Here is a 14063-nt window from a genome sequence, read left to right on the forward strand (position 1 = left end):
AAAAGACGCTGTTCATGCAGGTCTTATCAATATTCAAGTGTCATGCAGGTAGCCCCGTAGCGGGTGCACGATAACCGCGACCTTTCAAAAAAAACCAATGAAAGATCAGAACAGGCTCAGGTTTTGCGCTGCGGGGCCGAAATCCTATCAGACAAGCCCTGATAACGCTGCCGCGTTGTGACTCAGGTCAATGACCGATAACGGCCGGACGCTACAGTGCCGGCCGTCGATATGACAAGAATAAAAAACCGGAGTGACAGCGTATGAATAGCTTGCGCAGTGTGTCGATCAGCCGACGCTTGTGGCTCATCCTGGTCGTGGCCATCGTGATGTTGTTCACGCTCGGCGCCTTGATGCTTAAACAGATCCACAGCGACCTCTACCAAGCCAAGGTGCAGAAAACCCAGCATGTGGTACAGACCGCCAGCGGCGTGCTGACTTACTACCAAGGCCTGGAAGCCGCCGGCACCCTGACCCGTGACGCCGCGCAAAAGCAGGCCCTCAGCGCCGTGCGTGGCCTGCGCTACAACCAGAGTGACTATTTCTGGATCAACGACCTGACGCCGGTCATGATCATGCACCCGACCAACCCGAAGCTTGAAGGCCAGAATCTCTCGGCCATCCGTGACCCGAACGGCTATGCGCTGTTCAACGAGATGGTTGCCATCGCCAAGTCCAAGGGCGCTGGCATGATCAATTACCTCTGGCCGAAGCCTGGCGCCGAGGCCCCCGTGGGCAAGACCTCCTACGTCCAACTGTTCGAGCCCTGGGGCTGGATCATCGGTTCGGGTGTGTACATCGATGACGTCCAGGCCGAGTTTCAGTCCCAGGTGATCAAGGCCTCCGTGGTCGGTTTGGTCATCACCCTGCTCATGGGCCTGCTGTTGACCCTGATCGTGCGCAGCATCGTCGGCCCGCTGCAGGAAACGGTCAACGCCATGGCCAACATCGCCAGCGGCGAGAGTGACCTGACTCGCACCCTCGATACCCACGGTCAGGACGAAGTGACCCAACTGGCGCGGCATTTCAACGCCTTTACTGCCAAGTTGCGGCAAGTGGTGACCCAACTGCAAGCTTCGGCCAGTGCGCTGGGGCAATCCTCCAGCGAATTGGGCAACGATGCAGCCCAGGCCCAGGAGCGCAGCCAGCAGCAGTCGCAACAAATGGAGCTGGTGGCGACCGCGATCAATGAGGTGACCTATGGCGTGCAGGACGTGGCCAAGAACGCCGAGCACGCGGCCAGTGAGATGCGCGACGCCGAAACCCAGGCCCAGCAAGGCCAGGTCAACATCGATGGCAGCTTGCAGCAGATCGACCGCCTGTCCCAGACCATCGACCAGGCGGTGGAAGTGATCCGTACCCTGGCGAGCGAAAGCACCCAGATTGGCAGCGTGCTGGAGGTGATTCGCTCCATTGCCGAGCAGACCAACCTGTTGGCCCTCAACGCCGCGATCGAAGCCGCCCGTGCCGGCGAACAAGGCCGGGGCTTTGCGGTGGTCGCCGATGAAGTGCGGCTGCTGGCCCAGCGTACGCAGAAGTCCACTGCAGAGATCCAGGCGATGATCGAGCGCCTGCAAACTCATTCCGAAGCGGCCGTGAAAGTCATCAGCGACAGCAGCCGTGCTTCACAGCTGACCATTGAACAGGCCGGCCTGGCCGGTGCCAGCCTCAACGCCATCGGCCAGGCCCTGCGCAATCTCAACAGCCTGAACGCCTCCATCGCCAGCGCCACGTTGCAACAGGCCCATGTGGTCGAAGACATCAACCAGAACGTGACCCAGGCCGCCGGACTGTCCCACAGCACCGCCATGGCAGCCGAACAATCCAGTCAGGCCAGCACCCGCCTCAAGGCGTTGAGTGAACAGTTGAACGGGTTGCTCACACAGTTCCGAGTCTAAAAATCGGTACCCCCCCTGTGGGAGCGAGCTCGCTCGCGATAGCGGTAGCACATTCAGCACTGATGCAAGCTGACCCTCCGCCATCGCGAGCAAGCTCGCTCCCACATTGGTTTTGTGCAGGTCTCTGGGTTGGTGTCTACCGTAATTCCCCTGTGGGAGCTCGCTCCCACATTGGTTTTGTGTAGGTCTCTGGGTTGGTGTCTACCGCAATTCCCCTGTGGGAGCTCGCTCCCACCATTGGTTTAGTGTTGGTCTCGGGTTTGGTGGTTACTGAAATTCCCCTGTGGGAGCGAGCCCGCTCGCGATGGCGGTAGCGCATCCAGCATTGATATTGGAGCTACCCACGCCATAACGTTTACAATCGCCGCCCTCCTCCATTTCCCCCAAGGAACCGCCATGTCCGGGCTTGAACTGTTTGCCGCAGCCCTCGGCGTGATCGCTGTCTGGTTGACCGTCAAGCAGAACCCCTGGTGCTGGCCGATCGGCCTGGTCATGGTGTTGCTGTACAGCTGGATTTTTTTCGAGGTGAAGTTGTACTCGGACATGCTGCTGCAGGTTGTCTACGCGGTGCTGCAACTCTACGGTTGGTGGCAATGGACCCGTGCCGGGCACAATCATGACGGACGCCAGGTCAGCCACCTCGCAGGGTCATCAGTGCTGTTCGGCCTGGCTATCGGTGCGACAGGCAGTCTGCTGTTGGGCGCCGCCATGGCCCACTGGACCGATGCCGCCCAGCCCTGGCTCGATGCCGCGCTCACCGGTTTCAGCCTCGTGGCCCAGTGGTGGATGGCACAAAAACGCGTGCAATGCTGGCCGCTGTGGATTGCCCTGGACGTGATCTTCGTCGGCCTGTTCATCTACAAAGACTTGCACCTGACCGCCGCGCTCTATGCCCTGTTCACCCTGCTGGCCGTGCAAGGCTGGCGGGAGTGGCGCGCCGACCCGGCCCTGCGCGCATGAAGGTGGTGGTACTGACCGGCCCGGAATCCAGCGGCAAGAGTTGGCTGGCGGCGCAATTGCAGGAACACTTTGGTGGCGTGCGAGTGGATGAGTACGTACGCCACTTCATGGAGCAAACCCAGCGCGATACCTGCCTGGCCGACATCACCGACATCGCCACCGGCCAACTGGCCTGGGAAGATGAGGCGCGTGCCCGCCGTCCGGCGCTGTTGATCCTCGACACGCACCTGCTGAGCAATATCCTCTGGAGCCAGACCTTGTTCGGCGACTGCCCGGACTGGCTCGAGCCGGCCCTGCTGGCCCGCCATTACGACGTGCACCTGTTGCTGAGCCCCGAGCAGGTCGAATGGACCGGCGACGGTTTGCGTTGCCAGCCTGAACTGGCAGAACGACTGGCGTTTTTTGAGGCGATCGAGGCTTGGCTGAGCGGACATCAGCAACCGTTCCAGGTCATTGAAGGCGATTGGGCGCAACGCCAACAGCAAGTGTTCGCTGTCGTTGCCCAACTGCTTCAGGGTGATCTGTTCCATTACTGAAACAACTCGGTCGCTGCAAACCCGGATCCAACGCCGCTTCACCAAATTGCCATCAAGACTGTCAAGCTTCTGAAACACCCGCCCAAAAGCCTGGATCCAGAGGCCTGGGACAGCAGGTGACCGGTTGGTCACGCTGTGCCGTGTCTCAACGCTGAAACAGGTTCCTTCTCCGCCAGGCCAACTACAATTACAACTCATTGAATCCAAAGGTATTTCAAAAAACGGCACGACACCTGCTCTCCCCAACTTCGCAACGCTGGACCAGGGCCAGCCCACCGAAGAAGGAATCGATGCCGTGGGGACTTTCGAGAGAAGTTTGACCTGTCTGCTGTTGATCGGCTGCGCCGCCAGCGCAACACTCAGCCTGCCAGCACAGGCCGAGGGCAACGGCGTCATTGTGCTCAACCGTGACGTGCAGCCCATCGCAATTGGTCGCAACGGTGGCAAAGACCCCTACCCGACCACCGTCAATGCCAACCCCTCCGAACGAATCAACCAGGCCACCGCCAGCACCGAACTGAGCGATGGCGAATTCGCCAGCGTGGCCAGCGGCTCGTCGATCCGCAACACCCTCAACCAAAATACCGGCGTGCAAGGCCTGAACGTCGTGACCAACCCCAACGGCATGCCGGGCATGAGTGCCGGTCACGGTGGTGGTAGCGGCGGCGCGATCTCCGGCACCATCAACCGCTCGCTGAGTTCCGGCCTGGCCCCGTTGGGTCGACTGGCAGGAGGTCAGTGATATGAAGCCCGTGCTGTTTCTGCTTTCCCTGCTCAGCTCTTTCACTGTATTTGCCGATCCAGGTGTTGCGGTGGTCAGTAACGCCAACCTGCAGGATTCCGGCAGCCATTACACCGGCAACTTCAACGTCAACCAGGCGGCCGGCTACCAGACCCAGCAAACCAACACCCGGGCGATCGCCATTGGCAGCCACGCCCAGGCCAGCACCCGCGTGCAACAACACGTCGACACGCCGGCCGACCCTTCCATGAACGCCACCGCCCGTATCGGCGGTCACTCCTTCAGCAACGGCAACGGTGTGCTGGGCGTCAACCAGTCCGCCGGGGCCAACAACCAGATGGCCAATGTCATGCGGGTGGGCATCAGTGCCCATCCGCAGAGCATTGATGACAGCGCCCTTTCTCAACAGAACGTGGCGTTGCTACCGAACTCAGGAGCAACTGGCGCCCCAACCGGCAGTCGCCAGGTCGTTACCAGCGACCAGGCCTTCACCGGCAGCCGAGGGGTAATCCAGGTGAACCAGAGCGCCGGGGTGGGGAACCGCATGGCTAACACCCTGAGCATCCGAGTCGCTGATTGACCCGGAGGCTACATAAGAAAGTACTGACACTTAACCAACGACACGCAAGGAGAAACACCATGAAACCTACAATGGCACTCAAACCATTGGTTTTCGCTCTCGCCGCGGTCATGACAATGGCGGCACAAGCGGGAGGAAACGACAACAACAATGGCCATGGCAATGGCCACGGTCACGGCAATGGCCATCAGCAAGGGCCGACGCTGGATCAAATGCTCTCCATCAGTGCCGGCGCTGGGGCTACGGTGCTGGACGAGCAGAACAGCGACGGTAACGTGGTGACCAACCAGGCCACCAGAAACACCGCTGAAGCCACTGACTCGCTCAATGGCAGCAACGGCAACATGGGCGCCAACATTGCCGGCGGCGACGGCAACCAGCAGGACAACGCCGCCGCCCTGGCCACCGCCGACGAAAACTTCATCTTCGGCTCGGCTGTCGCCGCCTCCAGCGCCACCCAGGTCAATAACAACAACTACGTCAAGAACAACTCGACGCAAAACAACGCCTCGCTCACCAATGCGGGCAACAATGGCTCCGGCAACATCGGCATCAACGTGACCGCCGGGAACTTCAACCAACAGAAAAACAACCTGGCCATCGCCGTATCCGGGGGCCGTGTCGCACAGGCCGCCGCCGCGGCTGACCAGTCCTCCACCGGCCTTGTGGTCGACAACAAAGGCGTGCGGACCTACAAGACCGACACCCTCACCAGCACCTACAGCGCCTCCGGCACGTTCAAGGCCAAAGGTACCGGTACCGCCGAAGACAACGATCACGGCGGCTGGGACAACAAAGGCGGCGGCTATGGCGGCGGTCACGATGACGACAAGTTCAAGTTCTCCGCCGTGGGGACCTTCGAACTGGCCGGCAGCAACACTCAGCAGGTGCTGACCCGCGACGGTTGGAAAAACCCTGTGATCAACAACGCCACCATGACCAACTCCATGAACGGCTTCTCCGGTAACGGCGGCGCCAACGTGTCCGCAGGCGTGGGCAACCAGCAGAGCAACTCGCTGTCCATCGCTGCCGGCTGCAAGGCTTGCATGTAAGCGCGGGTGAAACGAAGCCCCGGCAACAGTAATGCTGTTCCCCTAGGGTTTGGATGAATCTTGTGGCGAGGGAGCTTGCTCCCGTTCGGTTGCGCAGCAACCGCAAAAACTTGGGACCACTGCGCAGCCCAGTGGGAGCAAGCTCCCTCGCCACGGACTCATTTCAATGCTTTAGACGAAGGGTGCTGCTGGGAAAAGGGGCTTTTTTCCCTGGATGTCCACTAGGCGTATTGATCATGCGTGTCACTGCCGTTTCCCTGCTGCTCTGCCTGGCCTGCGTGGCCGAAGCGGCGCAGATGCCCGTCGCCGCCCTGCCTGGCGGCATGCTGGTCTACAAACCGGTGCAAAGCGTACGCGAACGCAAGTTCAGCGACATCGTCGAGCAGAAAACCGATTTCAGTTGCGGTGCCGCCGCGCTGGCCACGGTATTGCGCCAGGCCTATTGGCTTGACGTCGACGAAGAGCACGTCATCAAAGGCATGCTGGTCAATGCCGACCAGAACCTGGTTCGTACCCAGGGGTTTTCCATGCTGGACATGAAGCGCTACGTGGAAGCCATCGGCATGCGCGCCCGAGGCTACCGGATACCGCCAGAGAAACTCGAAGCGGTGACGATTCCGGTGGTGGTCCTGATGGAAATACGCGGCTACAAGCACTTCGTGGTGTTGCAGCGGACCGACAAGCAATGGGTCTACATCGGCGACCCGGTGCTGGGCCACAAGCGCTACGCCCATGATGAGTTCGTCAAAGGCTGGAACGGCATCGTCTTTGCGATCGTCGGCCCGGGCTATGACAAGACCAATGCGCTACGCAGCCCTCCTCAACCCCTGACCGCCCGTAACAAGCTGGACGGTTTCAACCCGGTCAGGGATGCGGAACTGATGGATTTCGGCTTCATACAGAGCGACTTTTTCTAATCGCCGACCCACTGCCAACATAATTACAAAAAAGGAGCAGGACGCTCCGGGAGCAGCACATGAAAACCTCTCACTGGCTGTCGCTGGCCTGCCTGCTCGCGACCGCCTCGGGCTACGCCCATGCGGGCTTCAAACCCATCGAAGTCAAGGACCAGGAGCTGGCCGAGCTGCGCGGTCGTTATGTCATGCCCGGCCGCATCATCAGCTTCGGCATCGTCATGAGCAGTACCTGGCGCAACGCCAGCGGCGACTTGATCGGCGCCACCAGCACCCTGCAGATCCAGGCCGCCACCGTCAAACCCGAGTTCTATGTCTCCACCATCAAGCAAACCGGCAACGGCAGCGCCCCCGAACAGGGCAGCGGCAACATTACCGGTGGCGCCGGCCTTGGCACGAGCCAGGGCGTGACCCAGAGCGTACGCGCCGCCGGCGACGGCAACAGCGCCTACAACAACGTCAACATCAACGTAAAAGAGGGCAACCAGGCGCCAGCGCTCGTGCCTTCCCAAGGCCAATTGCTGACCAAAGGCCAGACCATCAGCGGCAGCAACGCCGCCGGCAGTGTCGCGGTCACCGCCACCGGCAACGGCGTGCAAATGGCGATCCAGGCCAGCCACAACCAAGGCAGCACCCTGCAACAGGTGGCTCAAGGTGGCTTGTTGCAAAACACTCGCCTGTTGGGCAACAGCAACCTGGTCAACAACCTGACGCAGCTCAACGTGGTACTGAACAATAACGGCCCCAGTGCCGGCGCACTGGACTGCAACCTGACCCAACTGCGCGGGCTCCGTAACCTCGGTTATTGAACTACGCTGATTTCCGATCATTGGGCAATTAGGGACGGCATATTTCATGTATCGATCCGTATCGTTGCGCGCTGTGATGTGTTTAAGCACGTTGTTCCCGGCGGCCGTGTTGCACGCGGCCCCGGATGCGGACATCGAGGCCCTGAAACAGGAACTTCTCGAGCTCAAGCAACGCTACGAGGTCCAGCAAAAGGCCCTGGCGGTGCTCGAGCAGCGGGTTCGCCAAGTGGAGGATCAACCCGCCGCGCCACCACCCAAGCGCCTGGCCAAGTCCCCGGCCGACATGAAAGGCAACCAGACCGTGGCCGGCGGTGCTGCGACAACGTCCGGCGGCAGCGGCTACGGCCAATCCCTGGCCGATGATTCCCAGCCGGCCCAGAGCGTCTCCAACCTTTATGACGAGGCCAGCGGCTTTTTCGGCGGCGGCAAATTCAGTTTCGAGACCGGCGTGACCTATTCGCGCTACGATACTCGGCAACTGATCCTCAACGGCTTCCTGGCCCTGGATTCGATTTTCCTGGGCAACATCAACCTCGACCGGATCAAGGCCGACACCTGGACGCTGGACCTCACCGGTCGCTATAACTTTGACAACCGCTGGCAGTTCGACCTCAACGTCCCGGTGGTCTACCGCGAGTCCACGTACCAGTCAGGCGGCGCGAACAACGGCGCAGCCGGCGTCACCAGCGAAGAAACCGTGACCCGCGACCCCACCATCGGTGACGTCAACTTCGGCGTCGCCTACAAGTTCATGGATGAGTCGATCAACTCCCCGGACGCGGTGGTCACCCTTCGGGTCAAGGCTCCCACCGGCAAGGACCCGTTCGGCATCAAGCTGCGGCAATCCCAGGCCAACACCAACTTGTTCGTGCCTGACGACCTGCCCACCGGTAATGGCGTGTGGTCGATCACGCCCGGGCTTTCGCTGGTCAAGACCTTCGACCCGGCGGTGCTGTTCGGCACCCTCTCCTACACCCATAACTTCGAAGAATCGTTCGACGACATCAGTTCCACGGTCAACCAGAAGATCCCAGGCAAGGTGCGGATCGGCGACAGCTTCCAGCTCGGCGCGGGCATCGCCTTTGCCTTGAACGAGAAGATGAGCATGTCGTTCTCGGTTTCTGACCTGATCCAAAAGAAAAGCAAGCTCAAGCAGGACGGTGGCGACTGGGAATCGGTGGTCTCCAGCGACGCCAACGCCGGCTACTTCAACATCGGCATGACCGTCGCCGCGTCCGACAACCTGACCATTGTGCCCAATCTGTCCATCGGGCTGACCGACGATGCGCCGGATTTCACCTTTAGCCTGAAATTCCCGTACTACTTCTGATGCCCTCAGGGATATGTGATAAGCACCTATCCCTGAAGGCACTGCAAAACAAAAACCTTGTGGGAGCGAGCTTGCTCGCGATAGCGGTCTTCCATTCAACATCCAAGCTGACTGAAAGGGCCTCATCGCGAGCAAGCTCGCTCCCACAGTTTTTTTTGCGCGCAGATCTAGTCAGCGGATCTGATGTTTGTGCAGCAGGCGATAGAACGTCGGCCGGGATACGCCCAGCACCCTGGCGGCCACGCTCAGGTTGTCGCTGTGACGGTTGAGCACATCGCTCAAGGCCTGGCGCTCGGCGCGGGTCTTGTAGTCCTCCAGCGTACCCATCGGCGCCGCGACGGCCTGGTGGCTGGCCAGGCCGAGGTCCCGGGCTTCGATTTGACGCCCTTCGGCCAACACCAAACCGCGACGGACGCGGTTGGCCAGTTCCCGCACATTGCCGGGCCAGTCATGCATACCCATCGCCACCAATGCATCGTCGCTGAAGCTGCGGGGGCGGCGACCGGTTTCCTGGCTGTAGAAATGGGAAAAGTGGCTGGCCAGCATCGCCAGGTCACCATGACGCTCGCGCAGCGGCGCCATCACTACTTGCAACACGTTCAAGCGGTAATACAGGTCCTCGCGAAAACGCTTGTGCTCGATGGCCGCCTCAAGGTCCACGTGGGTGGCGGCCAAGACTCGCACATCGACCGCAATCGGCTGGCTGCCACCGACCCGCTCAATGTGTTTTTCCTGCAGGAAACGCAGCAGGTTGGCCTGTAGCTCCAACGGCAAGTCGCCGATTTCATCGAGAAACAACGTGCCACCGTGGGCCGCCTCGATCCGCCCGATCTTGCGTTGGTGAGCCCCGGTGAACGCGCCCTTCTCATGCCCGAACAACTCGGACTGGATCAGGTGTTCCGGGATGGCACCGCAGTTGATGGCGATAAACGGCTTGTTGCGTCGGTGAGACTGACAATGCAGGGTGCGCGCCACCAGCTCCTTGCCGGTACCGCTCTCACCTCGAATCAATACCGGCGACTCGGCGGGCGCCAGCTTGCTTAACAATTTGCGCAGTTCGCGAATCGGCTTGCTGTCGCCCAGCAGGTGATGTTCGGGCTGATCAATGTGGATCGAACCCTGTCCCCGCAGGCGCGCCATGCCAAACGCCCGGCCCAGTGTCACCTGGACCCTGGACACGTCGAAGGGCAAGGTATGGAAGTCGAAAAACCACTCGCAGACAAAATCACCGACGTTTTGCAGGCGCAACACTTCCTGGTTGAGCACAGCGATCCATTCGGTGCCGCTACGGCTGATCAACTCCTTGACCGCTTCCGGGCGCTCCAGATGAAAAGGCTGCAATCGCAAAAGGCCGACGTCACACGTCCGATCGCTGGCGTGTTCGAGGGAGCAACTGTCCACATCCCAGCCAATGGTGCGCAGGCCTGGCAACAGGCGATGACAATCGTCGCAGGGATCAACCACGAGCAGACGACGTGACGTACTGGCTTCGATCATGACTGATCCTTGGCGCCAAAATAAGGAAATATGATTAGAAACAGGCGTTTGGCAAACCTGCATGTAACAGTAGCAAGAAGTTGACGCCCCCTTGTATCAATTGATTATCGAGATCGCGTAAAACTGGTTATAAGCGAGCGTTTCGTTAGTTGTCGCAGGCGTGTTTCTTTCAGGGTGCTTTCAAACAAAAGCCAAAAAGCCTGGTCTGAAAGAAAATCGAAATTTATTTAAATAATGTGTGACCCGCCTGCGGGTTCGGGACATCAGTACAAGTAACCAGCCGCACGGTACGCCCAACCGACGGCACATCATTTGTTTGGGCACACTTAAGAGAAAACGCCATGAACGCCCCGCTCCGTATCAACGAAGCTCTTTTGATTGCCGACCGCGCATTCCGTCCTTTCCAATGCGTGGCCTGGGCTCCACAAGACGGTAACGGTGAACTCAGCCTGACCGTCATCGACCGCACCAATACCCATATTGGCCGCACCCAAATTCCAAGCAGCGCCTACACCGACCCGGTCCAACTGGCCGATCTGTTGAAACAGGCCCGTGCCGAACTGAGCCAGGAAGGCTACACATTGCAATCCTGGTCGATGCCTGAATAACCACCGGTAAAGCCCGTTATCGATTGCAGGCTTGGCTCTGGATTGTAAAGCCATTGTTATGGCACGAATCGCCGCTGTATCCGTGGAACATGACAGTTGTGCATTGTCACATTCAGGGATTGAATGTTGCCCTCATGCAGTCGTCGCCCTCCCGGGCCTCTCGACACGCAAGGAGAGGCAGGCATGCTCGATCAGTTCGCGTTTGTATCCCCCAGAGCCATGGCCCACGCCGGGCAACTTGATCCAGGCTTCGCCACCAATGGCAAAGCCTGGGTTCATTTCCAAGACAGCACCTCGAGCCTGACTACCGGGTTGACCCTCGATCGCGCCGGACGAATCCTGGTGGCGGCCAGGATCGAGACGGCCCATGGCAGCCGGTTCGGGCTGGCGCGACTCAACCATGACGGCTTGGCCGACCCGGGCTTCGGCACCGACGGTTGCGTGATCGGCTCATTTGAAAACGGCTTCGAAGCAACCGCAGGCACAGTGATCGAGTTGCCCGACGGACATATCCTGCTGTCTGGCCTGCATTACGAAAACAACGACCATACCCTTCCCGCCCTGGCGCTGTTCGACCCGCAAGGCCGCGCTGTTCAAAACTTCGGTAACAGCGGCCGGCACATCATCCGGCTTTGCGGCAATCTCTCCCAAGGCCTGCGCGATCCCTGGTTGCCGCCCGGCGTGCCGGGGCTTGAGGCCTGCGGCATGCAAGTGCAGGCCGATGGCCGGATCCTTGTGCTCGCCAACCACCACTACCAACTGTCCGATCATGTCGGCGTACTAATCCGCCTTTTGCCGGACGGGACATTGGATACCTCGTTCAACGGTCGCGGTTTCGTGATGGTCCGACGCTTGTTGAAAAATACCTGGCTTGGCTGCCTGATGCTCCAGGCTGACGGTCATATTGTCGTCGGCGGTGCCATCGACTTGCCCCAGCATGGTTTGATTGCCCGGTATGACAGCAGCGGAAAACTCGATGACAGCTTCGGCGAAGACGGCTTCCTGTCCATCCTGGCACAAGGTCACAGCGTGATGGTCAGCCAGATCGTTCAGGATGCCAACGGTGATCTGCAAGTATTCGGTAGCAGCCGTGATCCAATGCATAGCCTGTCCCTGAAAGTGCGCCCGGACGGCAACTCGGACCGTCACTGCAACCAAGGCCAGTGCCGGCTCACGGCGATCGGGCGCAGCGCCAGTCGGTGGACCGCCGCCCAGCTTCAATCTGACGGAAAAATGGTGACCGCTGGCGCCACGATCGGCGGCATCGAGGCCGACTTCGTGCTTGCCCGGCACCTGCCGGATGCCAGCCTGGACCCGGATTTCGGCCAGGGCAAGGGCTGGGTTCGCACGCGACTCGGCTACAGCCTGGACACCGCCACCGCCCTGGCTATGCAGGCTGATGGAAGAATCCTGGTGGGCGGTTATTCGCTCCAGGGACATTATCGAGCGGTGGTTGCGCGGTATTGGGCCTGAATCGGATTGTCGCGGGTGAACGGTATTTATTCTTACTCTTGATATTCCTCATTTCTTACGGCAAGTTGCGCGCTTCTAATTAAAAGGAGCAGCCGATGTCCGGCTCAATGGCTCAAGCGTTCGCGCACAACTTTCTGGGGCATTCCCCTCGCTGGTACAAGGCGTGCATCATCACCTTTCTGATCCTCAATGCCGTGGTGCTCTGGACCCTGGGCCCGGTCGTTGCTGGTTGGATGCTGGTGGTGGAATTCATCTTCACCCTCGCCATGGCCCTTAAATGCTACCCGCTGATGCCTGGTGGTCTGCTGATGGTCGAGGCTCTTGCGATGGGCATGACCACGCCCAAGGCGCTGTACGATGAGCTGCTGCACAACTTCCCGGTGATTCTGCTGCTGATGTTCATGGTGGCAGGGATCTATTTCATGAAGGATCTGCTGCTGTTCCTGTTCTCGCGCCTGCTTTTGGGGGTGCGCTCCAAGGCGATACTGTCCTTGATGTTCTGCTTTCTCTCGGCGTTCCTGTCTGCATTCCTTGACGCGTTGACCGTCACTGCGGTGATCATCAGCGCCGCAGTGGGCTTCTATGCGGTGTATCACCGTGTGGCTTCGGGCAACGATCCACGCCAGGACAGCAATGTCGATGAAGACCACGATCTGCCGTCGAGTCATCATGAAGATCTCAATCAGTTTCGGGCGTTTCTACGCAGCCTGCTCATGCATGGTGCCGTAGGCACGGCGCTGGGCGGCGTCTGCACCTTGGTGGGCGAACCGCAGAACCTGCTGATCGGCCATGAAATGGACTGGCATTTTGTCGATTTCTTCCTGAAAGTCGCGCCGGTGTCGCTGCCAGTGCTGGTGGCCGGCCTGGTGACCTGTGTAGCCCTGGAAAAACTGCGCTGGTTCGGTTACGGCACGCTGCTACCGGATAACGTACGCACCGTGCTGGCCGATTACGCCGAGCAGGACAATCGTGAACGCACCTCACGCCAACGCGCCGCCCTGATCGTCCAGGGTATTGCCGCGCTGATCCTGATCGTGGGCCTGGCCCTGCACATTGCCGAAGTCGGTCTGATTGGCCTGATGGTCATCGTGTTGATTACCGCCTTCACCGGCATCACCGACGAGCACAGGCTTGGCAATGCGTTCAAGGACGCCATGCCGTTCACGGCGCTGCTGGTGGTGTTCTTTGCGGTGGTGGCGGTCATTCACGACCAGCAGTTGTTCACGCCGTTGATCCAGTGGGTCCTGGCCCTGCCCGCCGATCAACAGCCGGGCATGCTGTTCATTGCCAATGGCCTGTTGTCGGCCATCAGCGACAACGTGTTCGTGGCAACCATCTACATTACCGAGGTCAAGCAGGCCTTCGTCTCCGGCCACATGAGCCGTGAACAGTTCGAGACCCTGGCGGTGGCCATCAACACCGGCACCAACCTGCCGAGCGTGGCCACACCCAACGGCCAGGCGGCATTCCTGTTCCTGCTGACCTCGGCGATCGCCCCGCTGATTCGCCTGTCCTATGGCCGGATGGTCTGGATGGCACTGCCCTACACCGTGGTGATGGGTGGCTTGGGGTGGTATGCGGTGACTTACTGGTTGTAACCAAACCCAATGTGGGAGCGAGCTTGCTCGCGATGGCGCGCTGTCAGCCGACATTGATGTTGACTG

13 protein-coding genes are annotated in these 14063 nt (G+C 60.0%); 12 read left to right on the forward strand and 1 reads right to left on the reverse strand.

What is annotated here, in order from left to right:
* Window positions 1–263 precede the first annotated feature (263 nt).
* The 9 genes from KI237_RS15760 to fapF all read left to right on the forward strand — a co-directional run bounded on the left by KI237_RS15760 (window position 264) and on the right by fapF (window position 8821).
* On the forward strand, window positions 264–1898 hold the full coding sequence (locus KI237_RS15760) for a methyl-accepting chemotaxis protein (RefSeq protein WP_212796029.1): 1635 nt from the start codon (window positions 264–266) through the stop codon (window positions 1896–1898).
* Between the two features lie 396 nt (window positions 1899–2294).
* Window positions 2295–2858: a nicotinamide riboside transporter PnuC gene (gene pnuC / locus KI237_RS15765; protein ID WP_212796030.1), complete on the forward strand. Its 564-nt coding sequence runs from the start codon at window positions 2295–2297 to the stop codon at window positions 2856–2858.
* On the forward strand, window positions 2855–3394 hold the full coding sequence (locus KI237_RS15770) for an AAA family ATPase (RefSeq protein ID WP_212800626.1): 540 nt from the start codon (window positions 2855–2857) through the stop codon (window positions 3392–3394). Before pnuC ends, KI237_RS15770 begins: the two co-directional genes overlap by 4 nt.
* A 295-nt stretch (window positions 3395–3689) precedes the next feature.
* A complete protein-coding gene (gene fapA / locus KI237_RS15775; protein WP_212796031.1) occupies window positions 3690–4136 on the forward strand; it encodes a functional amyloid chaperone FapA in 447 nt (148 codons plus the stop codon).
* A gap of 1 nt (window position 4137) precedes the next feature.
* On the forward strand, window positions 4138–4716 hold the full coding sequence (fapB, locus tag KI237_RS15780; RefSeq protein ID WP_212796032.1) for a fibril amyloid subunit FapB: 579 nt from the start codon (window positions 4138–4140) through the stop codon (window positions 4714–4716).
* Between the two features lie 59 nt (window positions 4717–4775).
* On the forward strand, window positions 4776–5768 hold the full coding sequence (gene fapC, locus KI237_RS15785) for an amyloid-like fimbrin subunit FapC (RefSeq protein WP_212796033.1): 993 nt from the start codon (window positions 4776–4778) through the stop codon (window positions 5766–5768).
* Between the two features lie 236 nt (window positions 5769–6004).
* Window positions 6005–6685, forward strand: a complete 681-nt coding sequence (gene fapD, locus KI237_RS15790) for a fibril amyloid maturation endopeptidase FapD (protein ID WP_212796034.1) — start codon at window positions 6005–6007, stop codon at window positions 6683–6685.
* A gap of 59 nt (window positions 6686–6744) precedes the next feature.
* On the forward strand, window positions 6745–7491 hold the full coding sequence (gene fapE, locus KI237_RS15795; protein WP_212796035.1) for a fibril amyloid subunit FapE: 747 nt from the start codon (window positions 6745–6747) through the stop codon (window positions 7489–7491).
* Between the two features lie 46 nt (window positions 7492–7537).
* On the forward strand, window positions 7538–8821 hold the full coding sequence (gene fapF, locus KI237_RS15800) for a fibril amyloid transporter FapF (RefSeq protein WP_212796036.1): 1284 nt from the start codon (window positions 7538–7540) through the stop codon (window positions 8819–8821).
* A gap of 171 nt (window positions 8822–8992) precedes the next feature.
* Here the strand turns inward: fapF and KI237_RS15805 are convergent, their stop codons facing one another.
* Window positions 8993–10318 carry a sigma-54 dependent transcriptional regulator gene (locus tag KI237_RS15805; protein ID WP_212796037.1) on the reverse strand — a complete coding sequence of 442 codons (1326 nt, stop codon included), beginning with the start codon at window positions 10316–10318 and terminating at the stop codon, window positions 8993–8995.
* A 341-nt stretch (window positions 10319–10659) separates the two neighbouring features.
* On the opposite strand from KI237_RS15805, the gene KI237_RS15810 reads away from it, so the two are divergent.
* From KI237_RS15810 to nhaB, 3 genes are all read left to right on the forward strand, one after another.
* Complete coding sequence (locus KI237_RS15810; protein ID WP_013693488.1) at window positions 10660–10926, forward strand: hypothetical protein; 267 nt, start codon at window positions 10660–10662, stop codon at window positions 10924–10926.
* Window positions 10927–11109: 183 nt separating this feature from the next.
* The gene (locus KI237_RS15815) at window positions 11110–12399 is read left to right on the forward strand and encodes a hypothetical protein (RefSeq protein ID WP_212796038.1); all 1290 of its coding nucleotides are present in this window, start codon (window positions 11110–11112) and stop codon (window positions 12397–12399) included.
* A gap of 95 nt (window positions 12400–12494) precedes the next feature.
* On the forward strand, window positions 12495–13997 hold the full coding sequence (gene nhaB / locus KI237_RS15820; protein WP_212796039.1) for a sodium/proton antiporter NhaB: 1503 nt from the start codon (window positions 12495–12497) through the stop codon (window positions 13995–13997).
* Window positions 13998–14063: the final 66 nt, after the last annotated feature.

This window comes from Pseudomonas sp. St316 (genome assembly GCF_018325905.1).
Lineage (GTDB): Bacteria > Pseudomonadota > Gammaproteobacteria > Pseudomonadales > Pseudomonadaceae > Aquipseudomonas.

What these genes read in the sequence shown, in the direction of transcription:
- KI237_RS15815 (WP_212796038.1), top strand. Translation starts at nt 11,110, where the DNA reads ATGCTCGATCAGTTCGCGTTTGTATCCCCCAGAGCCATGGCCCACGCC.
- nhaB (WP_212796039.1), top strand. Translation starts at nt 12,495, where the DNA reads ATGTCCGGCTCAATGGCTCAAGCGTTCGCGCACAACTTTCTGGGGCAT.
- fapD (WP_212796034.1), top strand. Translation starts at nt 6,005, where the DNA reads ATGCGTGTCACTGCCGTTTCCCTGCTGCTCTGCCTGGCCTGCGTGGCC.
- KI237_RS15810 (WP_013693488.1), top strand. Translation starts at nt 10,660, where the DNA reads ATGAACGCCCCGCTCCGTATCAACGAAGCTCTTTTGATTGCCGACCGC.
- KI237_RS15805 (WP_212796037.1), bottom strand. Translation starts at nt 10,318, where the DNA reads ATGATCGAAGCCAGTACGTCACGTCGTCTGCTCGTGGTTGATCCCTGC.
- fapE (WP_212796035.1), top strand. Translation starts at nt 6,745, where the DNA reads ATGAAAACCTCTCACTGGCTGTCGCTGGCCTGCCTGCTCGCGACCGCC.
- KI237_RS15770 (WP_212800626.1), top strand. Translation starts at nt 2,855, where the DNA reads ATGAAGGTGGTGGTACTGACCGGCCCGGAATCCAGCGGCAAGAGTTGG.
- pnuC (WP_212796030.1), top strand. Translation starts at nt 2,295, where the DNA reads ATGTCCGGGCTTGAACTGTTTGCCGCAGCCCTCGGCGTGATCGCTGTC.
- fapF (WP_212796036.1), top strand. Translation starts at nt 7,538, where the DNA reads ATGTATCGATCCGTATCGTTGCGCGCTGTGATGTGTTTAAGCACGTTG.
- fapB (WP_212796032.1), top strand. Translation starts at nt 4,138, where the DNA reads ATGAAGCCCGTGCTGTTTCTGCTTTCCCTGCTCAGCTCTTTCACTGTA.
- fapC (WP_212796033.1), top strand. Translation starts at nt 4,776, where the DNA reads ATGAAACCTACAATGGCACTCAAACCATTGGTTTTCGCTCTCGCCGCG.
- KI237_RS15760 (WP_212796029.1), top strand. Translation starts at nt 264, where the DNA reads ATGAATAGCTTGCGCAGTGTGTCGATCAGCCGACGCTTGTGGCTCATC.